General features: G+C 71.4%; 14 protein-coding genes. 10 read left to right on the top strand and 4 right to left on the bottom strand.

Annotation, left to right across the window (positions count from 1 at the left end; all coding sequences use genetic code 11):
• Positions 1-18: 18 nt before the first annotated feature.
• From rpoZ to ACXIZN_RS18640, 4 genes are all read left to right on the top strand, one after another.
• Positions 19-288, top strand: a complete 270-nt coding sequence (gene rpoZ / locus ACXIZN_RS18655) for a DNA-directed RNA polymerase subunit omega (protein WP_005152353.1) — start codon at positions 19-21, stop codon at positions 286-288.
• Complete coding sequence (gene coaBC / locus ACXIZN_RS18650; RefSeq protein ID WP_457955906.1) at positions 281-1,519, top strand: bifunctional phosphopantothenoylcysteine decarboxylase/phosphopantothenate--cysteine ligase CoaBC; 1,239 nt, start codon at positions 281-283, stop codon at positions 1,517-1,519. Before rpoZ ends, coaBC begins: the two co-directional genes overlap by 8 nt.
• 78 nt (positions 1,520-1,597) lie before the next feature.
• Entirely contained in the window at positions 1,598-2,800 is a 1,203-nt protein-coding gene (metK, locus tag ACXIZN_RS18645) for a methionine adenosyltransferase (protein ID WP_185927028.1), read from the top strand.
• A gap of 109 nt (positions 2,801-2,909) precedes the next feature.
• Positions 2,910-5,000, top strand: a complete 2,091-nt coding sequence (locus ACXIZN_RS18640) for a primosomal protein N' (protein ID WP_457955905.1) — start codon at positions 2,910-2,912, stop codon at positions 4,998-5,000.
• 73 nt (positions 5,001-5,073) lie between these two features.
• Here ACXIZN_RS18640 and ACXIZN_RS18635 read toward each other — a convergent pair whose 3' ends face one another.
• Complete coding sequence (locus ACXIZN_RS18635; protein ID WP_457955903.1) at positions 5,074-6,453, bottom strand: hypothetical protein; 1,380 nt, start codon at positions 6,451-6,453, stop codon at positions 5,074-5,076.
• A 97-nt stretch (positions 6,454-6,550) separates the two neighbouring features.
• On the opposite strand from ACXIZN_RS18635, the gene ggt reads away from it, so the two are divergent.
• The 4 genes from ggt (at position 6,551) to ACXIZN_RS18615 (ending at position 11,476) form a co-directional block, all read left to right on the top strand.
• Positions 6,551-8,362: a gamma-glutamyltransferase gene (ggt, locus tag ACXIZN_RS18630; RefSeq protein ID WP_457955902.1), complete on the top strand. Its 1,812-nt coding sequence runs from the start codon at positions 6,551-6,553 to the stop codon at positions 8,360-8,362.
• Positions 8,363-8,607: 245 nt separating this feature from the next.
• Positions 8,608-9,534, top strand: a complete 927-nt coding sequence (fmt, locus tag ACXIZN_RS18625; RefSeq protein ID WP_457955901.1) for a methionyl-tRNA formyltransferase — start codon at positions 8,608-8,610, stop codon at positions 9,532-9,534.
• The gene (locus ACXIZN_RS18620; RefSeq protein WP_457955900.1) at positions 9,531-10,973 is read left to right on the top strand and encodes an RsmB/NOP family class I SAM-dependent RNA methyltransferase; all 1,443 of its coding nucleotides are present in this window, start codon (positions 9,531-9,533) and stop codon (positions 10,971-10,973) included. Before fmt ends, ACXIZN_RS18620 begins: the two co-directional genes overlap by 4 nt.
• Positions 10,970-11,476, top strand: a complete 507-nt coding sequence (locus tag ACXIZN_RS18615) for a flavoprotein (protein ID WP_457955899.1) — start codon at positions 10,970-10,972, stop codon at positions 11,474-11,476. Before ACXIZN_RS18620 ends, ACXIZN_RS18615 begins: the two co-directional genes overlap by 4 nt.
• On the opposite strand, the gene ACXIZN_RS18610 is transcribed toward ACXIZN_RS18615, so the two are convergent.
• From ACXIZN_RS18610 to ACXIZN_RS18600, 3 genes are all read right to left on the bottom strand, one after another.
• Positions 11,473-12,591, bottom strand: a complete 1,119-nt coding sequence (locus tag ACXIZN_RS18610; RefSeq protein WP_457955898.1) for a serine hydrolase domain-containing protein — start codon at positions 12,589-12,591, stop codon at positions 11,473-11,475. The genes ACXIZN_RS18615 and ACXIZN_RS18610 overlap by 4 nt on opposite strands.
• 198 nt (positions 12,592-12,789) lie before the next feature.
• Entirely contained in the window at positions 12,790-13,449 is a 660-nt protein-coding gene (locus ACXIZN_RS18605) for a response regulator (RefSeq protein WP_457955897.1), read from the bottom strand.
• Positions 13,446-14,681: a sensor histidine kinase gene (locus ACXIZN_RS18600; RefSeq protein WP_457955895.1), complete on the bottom strand. Its 1,236-nt coding sequence runs from the start codon at positions 14,679-14,681 to the stop codon at positions 13,446-13,448. Before ACXIZN_RS18600 ends, ACXIZN_RS18605 begins: the two co-directional genes overlap by 4 nt.
• 145 nt (positions 14,682-14,826) lie before the next feature.
• On the opposite strand from ACXIZN_RS18600, the gene rpe reads away from it, so the two are divergent.
• Positions 14,827-15,495 carry a ribulose-phosphate 3-epimerase gene (rpe, locus tag ACXIZN_RS18595; protein ID WP_126731931.1) on the top strand — a complete coding sequence of 223 codons (669 nt, stop codon included), beginning with the start codon at positions 14,827-14,829 and terminating at the stop codon, positions 15,493-15,495.
• A gap of 112 nt (positions 15,496-15,607) precedes the next feature.
• Complete coding sequence (locus ACXIZN_RS18590; RefSeq protein ID WP_126731741.1) at positions 15,608-16,231, top strand: riboflavin synthase; 624 nt, start codon at positions 15,608-15,610, stop codon at positions 16,229-16,231.
• Position 16,232: the final 1 nt, after the last annotated feature.

Raw genomic sequence — 16,232 nt, 5'->3', positions numbered from 1 at the left:
AGATTCGGAGCACCACGAGTGACGACTCAGGCCACGCTGCACGAAGAGCTCGAAGGCATCACCAACCCGCCCATCGACGACCTCCTCGAGAAGGTCAGCTCGAAGTACGCGCTGGTGATCTACTCGGCCAAGCGCGCTCGTCAGATCAACGACTACTACGCCCAGCTGGGCGAGGGCCTGCTGGAGTACGTCGGCCCGCTGGTCGAGCCGGGCCCGCGTGAGAAGCCGCTGTCCATCGCCCTGCGCGAGATCCACGGCGGCCTGCTCGAGCACACCGAGGGTGAATAAGCCCCGCGTCGTACTGGGCGTGGGTGGCGGGATCGCCGCCTACAAGGCCTGTGAGGTCCTGCGCGGGCTGACCGAAACCGGTCACGACGTCCGCGTGGTCCCCACCGAAGCCGCGCTGAACTTCGTCGGCGCGGCCACCTTCGAGGCACTGTCCGGGAACCCGGTGCACACCGGCGTGTTCACCGAGGTGCCCGAGGTCCAGCACGTCCGCGTCGGCAAGGAAGCCGATCTGGTGATCGTCGTGCCCGCCACGGCGAACCTGCTCGCCAAGGCCGCCCACGGCATCGCGGACGACCTGCTGACCAACACCCTGCTCACCGCCCGGTGCCCGGTCGCCTTCTTCCCGGCGATGCACACCGAGATGTGGGAGCACCCGGCCACCCGCGACAACGTGGCGCTGCTGCGCTCGCGCGGTCTGGTCGTCGCCGAACCCGCCGCCGGCAGGCTGACCGGCAAGGACACCGGCAAGGGGCGGCTCGCCGACCCCGCCGAGATCGTCGACCTCGCCCGGCTCCTGCTCGCCGTGCCGAACGCACTCCCGCGCGATCTCGAAGGCGTGCGCGTGGCCATCTCGGCGGGCGGCACCCGTGAACCGCTGGACCCCGTCCGGTATCTGGGCAACCGTTCGTCGGGCAAACAGGGCTACGCGCTGGCCCGCGTCGCCGCCCAGCGCGGCGCCGAGGTCACGCTGGTCGCCGCGCACACCATCGCGCTGCCGGAGCCCGCGGGCGCGAAGGTCGTCCACGTGTCGACCGCCGAGGAACTGCGCCAGGCGATGCACGCCGAGGCCGCCACCGCCGACGTCGTGGTGATGGCCGCCGCCGTCGCCGATTTCCGGCCGTCGAACCGGGCCGACCACAAGATCAAGAAGTCCGACGACGCGCCGGATCCCGTGGTCGAGCTCGCGCGCAACGCGGACATCCTGGCCGAACTGGTGCGAAACCGGACGAACGGCCAGGTGGTCGTCGGATTCGCCGCCGAAACCGGGGACGACAAGGGTGGCGTCCTCGATCACGCCAGGGTCAAACTGAAGCGCAAGGGCGCGGACCTGCTGGTGGTGAACGCAGTCGGCGAGGGGAAGGCCTTCGGGACCGAGGACAACTCGGGCTGGCTGCTCGGGGCCGACGGCACCGAAATCCCGATCCCGCTCGGCGCCAAGGCGGAACTCGCGTCCACATTGTGGGATGCTGTTGTGACCTTGATGAAGCGTCGAGAGTCCCCCAAGCGATAGTCAGTAGGCTTGATTGCAAGCTGAGGGGTGCCTAACTTACTGGGCATCAGACGTCTAGGTGAGGGAGTGACGGCCACCGTGAGCGCGTCCACGAGCAGACTGTTCACGTCGGAATCGGTGACCGAAGGTCATCCCGACAAAATTTGTGATGCCATCAGCGACTCGATCCTGGACGGTCTGCTGGCGAAGGACCCGCGCAGCCGGGTCGCGGTCGAAACCCTCATCACCACCGGGCAGGTGCACGTCGCCGGCGAGGTGACCACCGAGGCCTACGCGGACATCCCGACCATCGTCCGCGACGTGATCCTGAAGATCGGCTACGACTCTTCGGCCAAGGGTTTCGACGGCAACTCCTGCGGCGTCAACGTCGCGATCGGCTCCCAGTCGCCGGACATCGCGCAGGGTGTCGACACGGCGTACGAGTCCCGCGTCGAGTCCGACGAGGACGAGATCAACCGTCAGGGCGCGGGCGACCAGGGCCTGATGTTCGGCTACGCCTGCTCGGACACCCCCGAGCTGATGCCGCTGCCGATCGCGCTGGCGCACCGGCTCTCGCAGCGGCTGACCAGGGTCCGCAAGGACGGCGTGCTGCCGTACCTGCGCCCGGACGGCAAGACCCAGGTCACCATCGAGTACGCCGGCGACCAGCCGGTGCGGCTCGACACGGTGGTCGTGTCCACCCAGCACGCCGACGGTATCGACCTCGAGCAGATGCTCGGCGTCGACGTCCGCGAGCACGTGGTCGCCCCGGAGATCGCCGACCTCGGTCTCGACACCTCCAACGTGCGGCTGCTGGTCAACCCGACCGGCCGCTTCGTCATCGGCGGCCCGATGGGCGACGCCGGCCTGACCGGCCGCAAGATCATCGTCGACACCTACGGCGGCATGGCCCGCCACGGTGGCGGCGCGTTCTCCGGCAAGGACCCGTCCAAGGTGGACCGTTCGGCCGCGTACGCGATGCGGTGGGTGGCGAAGAACGTCATCGCCGCCGGGCTCGCCTCGCGCGCCGAGGTCCAGGTCGCGTACGCGATCGGCAAGGCGGCCCCGGTGGGCCTCTTCGTCGAGACCTTCGGCACCGAGACGGTCGACCCGTCGAAGATCCAGGCCGCCATCCAGGAGGTCTTCGACCTGCGTCCGGCCGCGATCATCCGCGACCTCGACCTGCTTCGCCCGATCTACGCGCCGACGGCCGCGTACGGCCACTTCGGCCGTCCCGAGCTGGAGCTCCCGTGGGAGAGCACGGCGCGGGCCGCGGACCTGAAGTCGGCCGCGGGCGCCTGATCCGTCGCTCCGTCCGTGAAGGCCTCCTTGCCTACCCTGAGGGTGGGGAAGGAGGCCTTCACGGCACTACGCGGCCAGACGCGCGACGGAGTCTGGTAGAGATCACCGGGTGAGCAGCAGTCCCGAACCGACCCCGCTGTGGGACCTTCCGGAGCCGAAGGCCGAGCCGGCGCGGAAGGCCAAGCCGGCGCGTGCGAAAACGGCCAGCCGTCGCGGCGCGCAGAACCCCGCGCCCGAGAACCCGGTCGCGCGGATCGTCGTGGACATCCCGCTCACGCACCTCGACCGCACCTTCGACTACCGGATCCCCGAGAAGCTGCACGAAGCCGCCGTACCCGGCTGCCGGGTCCGCGTCCGGTTCGCGGGCCAGCTCGTCGACGGGTACCTCGTCGAACGCGCCGACACCACGGAGTTCACCGGGAAGCTCGCGTACATCGACCGGGTGACCTCCAGCGAGCCGGTGCTGCCTCCGGCGCTCCACACGCTCTGCCGGTCCGTCGCGGACCGGTACGGCGGCACGCTCAGCGACGTCCTGCGGCTCGCGATCCCGTCCCGGCACGCGAAGGTCGAGGCCGAACCGCCCGCCGAACCCGCGCCGGCACCGGAGCCGCCCGAAACCACCGCCTGGGAGAAGTACCAGAGCGGTCCGGCGTTCCTGGAGGCCGTCGCGGAACGGCGTCCCGCCAACGCCGTCTGGCAGGCGCTGCCGGGCGAGGACTGGCCTCGCCGCCTCGCCGAAGCCGCCGCCGTCGCGGCCGCCGCCGGCCGGGGTGTCGTCATGGTCGTTCCCGACCATCGCGACCTGACGCGGCTCCACGACGCGTGTGTTTCCTTGCTGGGCGCCGATTCCGTGGTCGCGCTGATCGCCGGGCTGGGGCCCGCCGAGCGCTATCGCCGGTGGCTCGCGGTGCTGCGCGGCGCGGTGCGCGTCGTCGTCGGCACACGCGCGGCGATGTTCGCGCCGGTCGCCGATCCCGGCCTGTTCGTGGTGTGGGACGACGGCGACGACGTCCACCTCGACCAGCACGCGCCGTACCCCCATGTCCGCGACGTGCTGATGGACCGCGCGCACGCCGCGAAGGGCTCCATGCTCGTCGCCGGGTTCGCGCGGACGGCCGAGGCGCAGTTCCTGGTGGAATCGGGCTGGGCGCAGCCTCTGGTGGCGGCCCGGCCCGAACTGCGGGCGGCCGCGCCGCGGGTCACGCCGGTCGGCGAGGACTTCGATGTCGCCCGGGACGAAGCGGCGAAGGCCGCGCGGCTCCCGTCGGTCGCGTTCGAGGCTGCGCGGCAGTCGCTGGCGGGTGGATTCCCTGTGCTGGTCCAGGTTCCGCGTCGCGGTTACGTCCCGGGCCTCGCTTGTGGCAACTGCCGGACGTCGGCGCATTGCCGTCGTTGCGCCGGCCCGTTGTCCTTGCCCGGCGGGCTGATCGACGGCTCACCGAGGCCGCCCGCGTGCCGCTGGTGCGGCGTCCCCGAGACGAACTTCCATTGCGCCGCTTGCGGTTCCGTCCGGCTGCGGGCGGTCGTCGTCGGCTCCAAGCGGACCGCGGAGGAACTGGGCCGGGCGTTCTCCGGCTTCCCGGTGCGCACGTCGGGCGCGACGGAGGTTTTGGCGTCGGTGCCCGGAAAACCGGCGCTGGTGGTGTGCACGCCCGGAGCCGAGCCGGTCGCGGAGGGCGGCTACGGCGCGGCGTTGCTGCTCGACGGCTGGGCGCTGCTCGGACGGCAGGACCTGCGCGCGGGGGAGGAGACCCTGCGCCGCTGGATGGCGGCCGCGGCCCTGGTGCGGCCGGGGACCGAGGGCGGCCGGGTGTTCGTCGGCGCGGAAGCGGGCTTGTCGGTCGTCCAGGCTCTGGTGCGCTGGGATCCAGGCTGGCACGCGAGCCTGGAACTGGCCGAGCGGCGCGAACTCGGGTTCCCGCCCGCGATGCGGATGGCGAGTATCGAGGGCACGCCGGACGCGGTCGCCGGGCTGCTCGACGACCTCGCCCTCCCGGAGACCGGTGAGGTGCTGGGCCCGGTGCCGCTCGGCGAGGTCGACGAGGACGGCAACGCCGAACGCGAACGGGCACTGGTGCGCGTCGCGCGTCCGGACGGGAAGGCGCTCGCCGCCGCCGTCCACGCCGCGGCCGCGCGCCGGGACGCGCGCAAGGCCCCGGAACCCATCCGGATCCAGCTGGACCCCCTGGAGCTCATCTGACCCCCGCATTTCGTCCTCTGGATGCGGTAGTTGCGCGTGCAAGGAGCGCATTCAGAGGACGAAATGCCTGGGGTCAGAGGGTCGTGCCGGGGGTGGCGAGGACGTCGGCCCGGGCCGAAGCACCCGGAGCGGGCGAAGCGGGCTTCGCGGAGGAGTCACCCAAGGCGGCGGTGAGCAGGGTGACGATCTGCGAGGAGATCGCCGCCCGCCGCGCCTCGAAGTCGGCGTCGGTCAGCGCCGAAGGGTCGGCGGGCGTGCCGAGGACGGGCGTGTGCAGATGCCCGCCCGCGATACCCGTCAGTCCGAGCCCCGTCCGGAGCCGGTTGCTCCTGAACATCGACTCGTTCGACAGATAGTTGCCGCCCCCGCCGGAAGCGGCGATCTCGCCGGGCTTCGGCGCGTCCGTCCGGCAGACCGCCGTTCCCGTGCCGGGGTTGCCGCTGTCCGGCCAGACGCAGAACGCCTGGTTGTACAGCACCTGGTACGCCCCGGCGGGCGCGGCGAGCATCTTTTCGTACGGCAGCGTGGTTTCGATGAACTGGACGTCCGGCTGCGGCCAGCCGCCGGCGGGCGGGACCGGGCCGCGGACGGGTTCGTCGAGGTTGTCCGGCGAACCGCCGCGCCAGGCACCGGCCCAGCGTTCGATGTCGAACCGGCCGGGACGGCCCTGACTGATCGTCATGATCAGCTCCGGGCGGCGGAAGCGGTCCTGGAACGCCCGGCCGTAGGCAGCTTCGACGATGCCGGCGTCGAAGTAGCTCCACACCACCGGGAACGAGACGGCCTGCACCCGCGCCGGCCCGGTCGGGGTCTCGATCACCTTGCCGTCCAGATGCAGCGCGGCCGCGCCGGACGGGTTCGCGATGCGGACCCCCGCGCCGTTGAGCGTGAACGGGTCGAAGCCGCTCACCAGCACGCGTCGCAGCTTCTGGCCGGACGGGAAACGGGCGTCGTCGAGTCCGCGGGCGCCGAAGTCGAACGTCTTCAGCAGCTCCGCGCGGGCGGGTGCGGACAGCGGGAAGCGCGGCGACCACTGCCGTAGCGCCTTGCTCATCTGCAAGCGCGCCCAGTAGAGCGGGCGGTCGTCCGCCTTGTCGATGCTGCCGAGATCGGGACGGCGGCCCTGCGCGCGGTCGACCGCGGTCCGCCAGAGCCCGTCACCGGCGGTCTCGGCGAGCTTCCCGGCGCGCAAAGCGGTCTTCGTCGCGCACAGGCGGGCCGTGAAATCGGAGACGAGCTTGTCGAATCCGGCGAGCCGGACGAGTTCCGGACCGACCGCCGGCCCACCCGAAGGCATGGTCGCGCTGAGCCGCTTCTCCTCGACAGTGATCGCGGCCGACTCGTCGAAGCAGGCACGCGCGTCTTCGGCTTGCGCGACGCCGGGGACCGCGAGGACGGGGAGGGCGATAAGCAGCGGGAGGAGCGCGCTCCACCGCCTGCCGGGTGTCTTCATGGACCGCATTCTTCTCATCGGGGCCGGGCCGCACCACCGACGTTCGCAGGGCCGGCCGGGTCTTGTCCGGGGTGGACAGGCGGGGCAGACTCGCGCCATGGCCGCGCACGGAAGCACTCTGGGACGGATCACCGCAGTCACCGCGATCGCCGCACTGGTCGGCACGGCCGCGCCGGGAACCGCGGCCGCGGCGCCACCGACACCCAAGTCACCGACCGCCGTCGGCTACCTGGGAGCGGTGTCGAGTATCGACGCGGACGCGACCGCGATCGGCACGAAGATCCTGCGTGAGGGCGGCAACGCCGTCGACGCCGCCGTCGCGACGGCCGCCGCGCTCGGCGTCACCGACCCGTTCTCCGCCGGGTTCGGCGGGGGCGGCTTCTTCGTCTACTACGACGCGCGCACCGGCAAGGTGCACACCCTCGACGGCCGCGAGACCGCGCCGTCGACGGCGAACGAGAACCTCTTCGTCGAGAACGGCAAGGCGATCCCGTTCCCCGAAGCGGTGACCAGCGGATTGAGCGTCGGCGTGCCCGGCACACCCGCCACCTGGGACGAAGCCCTCCGCAAATGGGGGACCAGGTCGCTGGCGAAGGCGGTCAAGCCCGCCGAAGAGCTCGCCCGCAAGGGCTTCACCGTCGACCAGACCTTCAACACCCAGATCGCGAACAACGCCGCCCGCTTCTCGGCGTTCCCCTCGACCAGGTCGCTGTACCTGCCCGGCGGCGCGCCGCCCGCGGTCGGCTCGACGTTCAAGAACCCGGACCTCGCGGGCACGTACGCGCAGCTCGCGGCGAAGGGCACCGACGTGCTCTACCGCGGCCCGATCGGCGCGGACGTCGTCGACACCGTCCGGAAGCCGCCGGTGGACCCCGCGTCGACGCTGAAGGTGCGTCCCGGTGACATGACAGCGGCCGACCTCGCGAAGTACCGCGTCGTCGAGCGGAAGCCGACCAAGACGAAGTACCGCGGCCTCGACGTCTACGGCATGCCCGCGCCGTCGTCCGGTGGGCTGACCGTCGGCGAGGCGCTGAACATCCTCGAGAACACGAAGCTCTCCAAGCTGGAGAAGGCCGACTACCTGCACTACTTCCTGGAGTCGACGCGGTACGCCTTCGCCGACCGCAACCGGTGGATCGGCGACCCGGCCTTCGTCGACGTCCCGGCGAAGGAACTGATCAGCCAGAAGTTCGCCGACAGCCGCGCGTGCCTGATCGACCCCGCGAAGGCCGGGACGAGCCCGGTCGCGCCCGCCGATCCGCGCGAGCCCACGCCGTGCGTGGCGGGGACGAACCCGGCGCCGACGCCGTACGAGGGCGAGAACACCACGCACCTCACGGTCGCCGACCGGTGGGGCAACGTGGTCGCGTACACGCTGACCATCGAGCAGGAAGGCGGCAGCGGCATCGTCGTGCCGGGCCGCGGGTTCCTGCTCAACAACGAACTGACCGACTTCTCCTTCACCCCGGTGACGCCGGGCGTGCCCGACCCGAACTTGCCGGGCCCTGCCAAGCGGCCGCGTTCGTCGATGGCGCCGACCATCGTGCTCGACCACGGCAAGCCGTTCCTCGCCGTCGGCTCGCCCGGTGGCGCGTCGATCATCACCACGGTGCTGCAGATCCTCACCGGCCGTATCGACCGCGGCCTGAAGCTCGTCGACGCGATCGCCGAACCGCGCGCCTCACAGCGGAACTCGGCGGCCGCGCAGGTCGAGCAGGCGTTCCTGGACCAGACCGAAGTGCTCAAGGCGCTGAAGGCCAAGGGACAGGGCTTCTCGACGACGCCCGCGGAGATCGGGGCGGCGACCGGCGTCGAGCGGCTGCGTGACGGCCGGTGGCTCGCCGCGGCCGAACCGACCCGGCGGGGTGGTGGCTCGGCGGCCGTCGTGCTGCCCTGGCCGGGCCGATAAGGACCGATCTCAGGGTGACCGGCAGGATGTCTCCCGGGAGCGCGTCAGCGCGCCCGGGAGGCTTCACCGTCGCGCGCCCTCTTTCGGCCGAAGGCCACGGCAGCATTTTGCAGGGCGCCCTCCGCGCCCGCGTGAGGTGACAGTGGTGCCGCGCCCTGCGGAATGTTTCCGTCAGCGCGCGACATAGACTGCAGAGCGATGTTCGCCCAGTCAGAGGTACCCGTCCCCCCGGCGGAGGTGCGTTGATGCGCCTCGTCTTCGCCGGCACCCCCGAACCCGCCGTCCCGTCTCTGCGCGCGCTCCTGGCGTCCGAGCAGCACGAGGTCGTCGCCGTCGTGACCCGCCCGGACGCCCAGGCCGGCCGCGGCCGCCGGGTGGTCCGATCGCCGATCGGCGCGCTGGCCGACGAGCACGGGATCGAGGTGCTGACCCCGCCGAAGGCGAGCGACCCCGCGTTCCTCGCCCGGCTCGCGGAGATCGCGCCCGACGCCTGCCCGGTGGTCGCGTACGGGGCGTTGCTGCCACAGGCCGCGCTGGACATCCCGGCGCACGGCTGGGTCAACCTGCACTTCTCGCTGCTGCCCGCGTGGCGTGGCGCCGCGCCGGTCCAGGCCGCGATCCGCGCCGGGGACGAGATCACCGGCGCCTCGACCTTCCGCATCGTCAAGGAACTCGACGCGGGACCGGTCTTCGGTGTGGTCACCGAGCAGATCACCGCCACCGACACCGCCGGGGAACTGCTCGGCAGGCTGGCGGAGTCCGGGGCGAAGCTGCTCGTGTCCACGATGGACGGAATCGCCGACGGAACGCTGCGCGCGGTCGAGCAGACCGGCGACGGGATGACCTACGCCCCCAAGGTGACCGTCGAGGACGCGCGGGTCTCGTTCGCCGACCCGGCCGCCGCCGTCGACCGGCAGATCCGCGCGGTCACGCCGGAACCGGGCGCGTGGGCGGAGTTCCGGGGCGAGCGGCTGAAGCTCGGCCCGGTGACGGTCGTCGACGAGCCGGGGCCCCCGCCCGGCGAACTGGTCGTGGAGCGCAAGCGGGTCCTGGTCGGCACGGCGTCGAAGCCGGTGCGGCTGGGCGAGGTGCAGGCGCAGGGGAAGAAGCGGATGGCGGCCACCGACTGGGCGCGCGGTACGAGGATCGAACAAGGAGAGCGCCTGCAGTGAACGAGCGTAGGGAACGCCGGCCGTCGAGGCCGGATCGCGGCCGTCCTGGCCAGCGTAAAGAGGGGCCGAGCCGCCCGCCGCAGATCGACCCGGCTCGTCAGGTCGCCTTCGACGTCCTGCGCGCGGTCCGGGAGGACGACGCGTACGCGAACCTGGTGCTGCCGCAGCTGCTGCGCACCCGCCGGATCTCCGGCCGCGACGCGGCGCTGGCCACCGAACTGACCTACGGCACCTGCCGCGCGGTCGGCATGCTGGACGCCGTCATCGAGGCCTGCCTCGACCGGCCGCTGGCCAAGGTGGACGCCATTGTGCTGGACGGGCTGCGGCTCGGCGCGTACCAGCTGCTGCGCACCCGCATCCCCCAGCACGCCGCCGTCGGGTCCACTGTGGACCTCGTCCGCGCCGAAGTCGGTTCGTGGATCGCGGGTTTCGTGAACGCAGTCCTGCGCTCTGTGTCCGAAAAGGACGAAGAGACCTGGCTGAACGAGCTGGCCCCCGACGAGGCCGTCGACCCGATCGGGGCCTACGCCCTGCGGACGGCGCATCCGCGCTGGGTCGCGCGGTCGTTCGCGGAAGCCTTGGGGGACAAGGGAGCGGAGCTGAAGGCGGCCCTGGAGGCCGACGACGACCGCCCCGACGTCCACCTGGTCGCCCGGCCCGGCGAGATCAGCGCCGAGGAGCTGGCCGCCATCACCGGCGGCGACGTCGCGCCGTACTCGCCCTACGGTGTCCGGATGCCCGCGGGCTCCGGCGACCCCGGCGACATCGAGCCGATCAAGGAAAAGCTGGCCGCGGTGCAGGACGAGGGCAGCCAGCTGTGCGCCGTCGCCGTCACCAGGGTGCCGCTCTCCGGCTCCGGATCCGACGTGCGGTGGCTGGACCTGTGCGCCGGCCCGGGTGGCAAGGCGGCGCTGCTCGGCGCGCTGGCGGTGGCCGCCGGCGCGACCGTCGACGCCGTCGAGAAGGCGCCGCACCGGGCGAAGCTGATCGAGAAGGCCGTCCAGGACCTGCCGGTGACCGTGCACGTCGCCGACGGCCGCGAGACCGGCCTCGAACCGGGTTACGACCGCGTCCTGGTCGACGCGCCGTGCAGCGGTCTCGGCTCGCTCCGGCGCCGCCCCGAGGCGCGCTGGCGCCGTCAGCCCAGCGACATCTCGGATCTGACGAAACTGCAGGGCCAGCTGATCACCGCGGCGCTGGACCTGGTCCGGCCCGGCGGCATCGTCACCTACGTCGTCTGCTCGCCGCATCTGGCCGAGACCGAAGGCGTCGTGGGGGAGACCGCGCGCCGCGCCGGCGCCCAGATCGTCGACGCGCGGGAGTTCTTCCCGGGTGTCCCGCAGCTCGGCGATGGCCCGTACGTCCAGTTGTGGCCGCACCGCCACGGCACGGACGCGATGTTCTGCGCCATCCTGCGGAAGCCGGACTCCGCCGGGTGAGCAGGGTCCTCGGCCTGGTCGCGAGCTCGTGCGGCGGACTGGACACCCGGTTCGCCGCGCAGCTCGCGAAACCCGCCGCGGACCTTGGCTGGGAGCTCGCGATCACGCTGACCCCCACCGCGGCCCGCTGGCTCCAGGAGACCGGCGGGCTCGCCGACCTGGAGAAATGCACGCGGCTGCCGGTCCGCGATACCTCCCGGCTGCCGGGCGAGCCCCGCCCGCATCCGGACCCCGAGGTGTTCCTGTTCGCGCCCGCGTCCGCCAACTCCGTGGCGAAGCTGGCGCTGGGTATCGCCGACAACCAGGCGCTGACCCTGCTCGGCGACGTACTCGGCGCCCCGGGCATCACGATCGTGCTGGGCTACCAGATCCAGGACACGCGGATCCACCATCCGGCGTGGCAGCGCCATCTCGACACGCTCGCCTCCGCCGGGGTCATCACCGCGAGGCTCAGCCCGGAGGCCTCGTGGACCTCCGTGCTGGACCTGCTGCCGCCGGTCTAGCGGGCGCAGAATCCGGTGTCCAGCGCCTTGGCGAGGTCTTTCGACGCCTTGTCCGGCAACGGGTTCTGGTTCACCACGACGTTCACCCGCCTGCCGTGCGGGACGGCGCCCGACAGGTTCGCGTAGCCGACGATGTTCCCTCCGTGCCCCCAGAACCTGCCACCGCACGACAGCGGGACGGAGCCGATGCCGAGGCCGTACTCCGAGCCCGGAACGCCGCCGGGCCTCGGAACGGTCCGCTGCATCTCCGCCAGTTGCGCGCGCGGCAAGAGGTGGCCGTCGACGAGCGCGCCGTAGAAGCGGGTCAGGTCTTCACCGGTCGAAACGAGCCCGCCGGAGGCGCCGGCGGCCGACGGATCGAATTCGGTGTAATCGACGGGCCCGGGCGCGTAACCCCTGGCGTGCGGACGGGGCAGCTCTTCGTTCCCGCGCTGCGGCAGGGAGGTTCCGCGCAGGCCCAGCGGTTCGCTGATCCTGCTCCGGATCTCGTCGGCGACGGAGCGGCCGGTGAGTTTCTCGATGAGCATCCCGGCGATGATGTAGTTGGTGTTGGAGTACGCCCAGCCCGCCCCGGGGGCGAACGCCGGCGGATGTGCCAGGCCGATCGCCACCAGTTCCCCGGGCTCCGCGCCGCGATGGCGCCACTCTTCGAGGTCGAGGTCCCGGACGTAGTCGTAGAGCCCGCTGGTGTGCTGAAGCAGCTGGCGCACGGTGATCTTCGTGCCGTCGTTGCCGTTCCCGCCGACGAGCCCCGGCAGGTACCGCTCGATCGGCGTGTCCAGCCGCACCTTCCCCTCGGCGACCAGCTGCAGGATCACGACGGCGACGAAGGTCTTGGTGACGCTGGCCGCCCGGAACTTCGAACCGTGCGGGAACGGTGCCCCGGTCTCGACGTCGCCGACGCCTTCGCGCTCCGACCACGTCCGCCCGGACGGGTTCGTCACCGTCGCCTGCGCGCCGGGGACACCGTCCTGCACCAGTGTTTTCAGCGCTTCGTCGACGTCGTGACGGGCTCCGCCGCCCACGGCGAGCGCCGGGGCGGCCGTCGTCGCGGCGAGCAGCGCGACCAGGGAACCGGTGGCGATGATCTTCTTGCCTGGCAAGGATTTTCGCATGGATACCAAGCTAGGGAGGCTCGGGCGCGGTAGCCATGGGGTAAACCCCCGCGTCGTACTGGGGTTTGCCCCAGTTGGCCCCATCGGACCGCCCACCGTCGGTCGGCGCGTGTCGCGAAAGCCACTTTCGGGACATCTGACGTCGCGAAAGTGGCTTTCGCGACATGGCCGGGCGTGGGGCCGCGCACCGAGAGAGGTTCAGCGCAGACTGTGCCCGGGTGCGACCACGCCGGTCTCGTAGGCGAACACCACCGCCTGGCTGCGGTTGGCCGCCCCCAGCTTCCCGAAGATGTTGCCCACATGGGTCTTGACGGTTTCCAGGCTGATCACCAGCTCGGCCGCTATGTCCACATTGGACATCCCGGTGGCGATGAGCCGCAGTACCTCGGTCTCCCGTTTCGTCAGCGAGGAAGGCCACGGAGCGAGGCCGGACGGCGCCGGGCGCGCGGTGACCATTCGCCGGATGGCGTCGGGGAACAGCAGCGTCTCCCCGGCGGCGATGGTCCGGATGGCGTGCGCGAACTCCTCCTTGCGCGCCCGCTTCAGCAGGAATCCGCTCGCCCCGGCCAGCAGCGCGTCGTAGACGTAGTCGTCGTTGTCGAACGTCGTGATCACGAGGACCTTCGGCGGGTCGGCGATTCCGGCCAGCACCCGCCGGGTCGCCTCGATCCCGTCCACCCCGGGCATGCGCACGTCCATCAGGACCACGTCGGGACGCGTCCGCCGCACCAGATCGACCACTTCGCCGCCGTCACCGGCCTCCCCGACCACGGTCAGATCGGGCTGGTTGTCCAGCAGTGAACGCAATCCCGCACGAAGCAAGGGTTCGTCGTCGACGATCAGGACACGCAGGGTCATGAGCGCGACCGTAGCGGGATCGTGGTCACCAGCCGCCACAGCGGTTCCCCGTCGACGGCGGGACCCGCGACGAGCTCGCCGCGCAGCGCTTCGACGCGTTCGGTGAGCCCCGGCAGCCCGTTGCCGCCGCGGCCGGAAGCGGTCGCGTGCGCCACGAGCGGGTTCACGATCTCGATCCGCAACGCGTCGGCGAGCACCGCGACCCGCACGGTCACCGGGCCGGGATGGGCGTGCCGCAACGCGTTCGTCAGTCCTTCTTGGACGATCCGGTACGCCTCCCTGGACAGGGTCGCGGGAAGTTCCGCCGCGGGCCCGGTCAGCTCGTAGTCGATCACCGCGCCGCCCGCGCGGGCCCGTTCGGCCAGCGTGCCCACCTCGATCAGCCTTCGTTCGGGTTCCCGGGAGGACCGGTCTTCCCGCAGCAGGCCCAGTACGTGGTCGAGGTCTTCGAGCGCCGCCCTCGACGACTCCTCGATGGTGCCCAGCGCCCGGCGCACCAGTTGCGGTTCGGAGTCGACCAGTTCGGCGGCCGCGGCGGCCTGGATGGTCGACGTCGTCAAGGTGTGGCCGATGGAGTCGTGCAGTTCGCGGGCCAGCCGGTTGCGCTGCTCGAAGTGGTTCGCCCGGATTTCGGCCGCGGCGACGCGTTCGGCGGCCGACGGGCCCAGCAGGGCGACCGCGCTGTACTGGAACAGCTTGGTGAAACCGGCGAGGACGTACGCGATCACCACGAGCGTGAACAACCCGATGGGCAGTGTCCACGCCCCGGCGATGCCGGGTTCGATCGTCACCTGTTCACCGAAGATCGCGATGGGGCTGCCGCCACCGCCCGCCCACACCAGGGTCAGGACGAACCCCAGGAACAGGAAGCAGCCGAGGCCGAACAGCACCCAGCCGAGCCCGGTGTGCACGAGCAGCCAGGCGGCCGAGCGTCGTCGCTCCGCCCAGGCGACCTTCGTGTTCGGCGGGGGCTGCGCGATCCGCGTGCCCAGCATCTGGTTGGCGAACCAGATGCCGACCCGCCGCATCGGGCCGGGCAGACCGGCCAGCGCGACCAGCACGCCCATGGCGAGCACGCCGTAGACGAGCTTCAACCGCACGTCGCCCGGGATGAGGACGGCGGGGATGAGCGCGATCGGGAACGGGATCGCGGTGATCGCCATACCGAGGAAGCCGAACGGCAGACTGCGGTAACTGCCGATCCGGACCAAGGGCTTGAGTGGGTTGACCATGACCGGAACGCTATTCGGCGGCGCGTGCGCGCACCTCCCACTGCGGTGCCATTTCGCGTCATACTCCAGACCGGGTCGCCGGTCACAGCCGGTTAGCGGGCGTTAGCGGCGCCCTCCTACACTCGGGCGCGTGGCTCACCGACCTTTGATCGCACCCAGCATCCTCTCCGCGGACTTCGCCCGGCTCGGCGACGAGATCCGCGCCGTCGCGGGCGAGGGGGACACTCGCGCGGACTGGGTCCACGTCGACGTCATGGACGCGCATTTCGTGCCGAACCTGACCCTCGGGCTCCCCGTGGTGAAGTCGCTGCTCAAGGCCACCGACGTGCCGATCGACTGCCACCTGATGATCGAGAACCCCGACAAGTGGGCCATCGGGTACGCCGAGGCGGGCGCCTACAACGTCACCGTGCACGTCGAGGCCGCGCACGACCCGATCGCGCTGGCGAAGAACCTGCGCGCCGCCGGGGCGAAGGCCGGCCTGTCGATCAAGCCGAACACGCCGATCGAGGACCACCTCGAGACCCTCAAGCACTACGACACGCTGCTGGTGATGTCGGTCGAGCCCGGTTTCGGCGGGCAGTCGTTCATCGAAGGCGTCCTCGACAAGGTCCGCACCGCGCGGCGCCTGGTCGACACCGGCCACCTCAAGCTCGTCGTGGAGATCGACGGCGGGATCAACGCCGACACCATCGAGCAGGCCGCCGAGGCCGGTGTGGACTGCTTCGTCGCCGGTTCCGCCGTCTACGGCGCCGAAGACCCTGGTAAGGCCGTCGCGGCGCTGCGCGAGCAGGCGGCCCGCGTCCGCGGCTGATCCCGCCTCGTGATCCGCCGTCGGGTCAGGAGAAGGAATCGGTCCCGGTGGGTGTTGGATGAGGGAAGCACCGTTTCCAGCGACGGTGCGACCCAGGAGGAGGGCAGCAGGAGTGTTCACCGGCATTGTCGAGGAACTCGGCGAGGTCACCGCGGTCGAGCAGATCCCGAACGCCGCGAGACTGACCGTGCGGGGGCCGCTGGTGACCAGCGACGCCGGGCACGGCGATTCCATCGCGGTGAGTGGCGTGTGCCTCACCGTGGTCGCGGTGGCGGGCGGTGAGTTTACCGTCGATGTCGTGCACGAGACCCTGCAGCGCTCAAGCCTCGCGAAGGTGCACGTCGGCGACGTCGTGAACCTCGAACGCGCGACACCGGCGGGCGGCAGGCTCGGCGGGCACATCATGCAGGGCCACGTCGACGGCACCGGCGTCTTCCTCAAACGCGACGAGGTGGGGCTCACCACGTTCGCGTTGCCGAAGAAGCTGTCCCGGTACGTCGTCGAGAAGGGGTCGATCGCGGTCGACGGCGTCTCTCTCACGGTCGCTTCGGTGACCGACGAGGAGTTCTCCGTCGCCCTGATCCCGACCACCCTCGAACTGACCACCCTCGGCCGGAACACCCCGGGTGACCTGGTGAACCTCGAGGTCGACGTGGTCGCCAAATACGTCGAGAAGCTGGCCATGCCGCACCTGCGCGCGCAGGGGGACAATGGCGGTACGGAGGAGCGGGCGTGAG

This window comes from Amycolatopsis sp. TRM77291, assembly GCF_054166285.1.
Note: the sequence above shows the minus strand (reverse complement) of the source record. Positions and strands in the feature narration are given on the sequence as shown.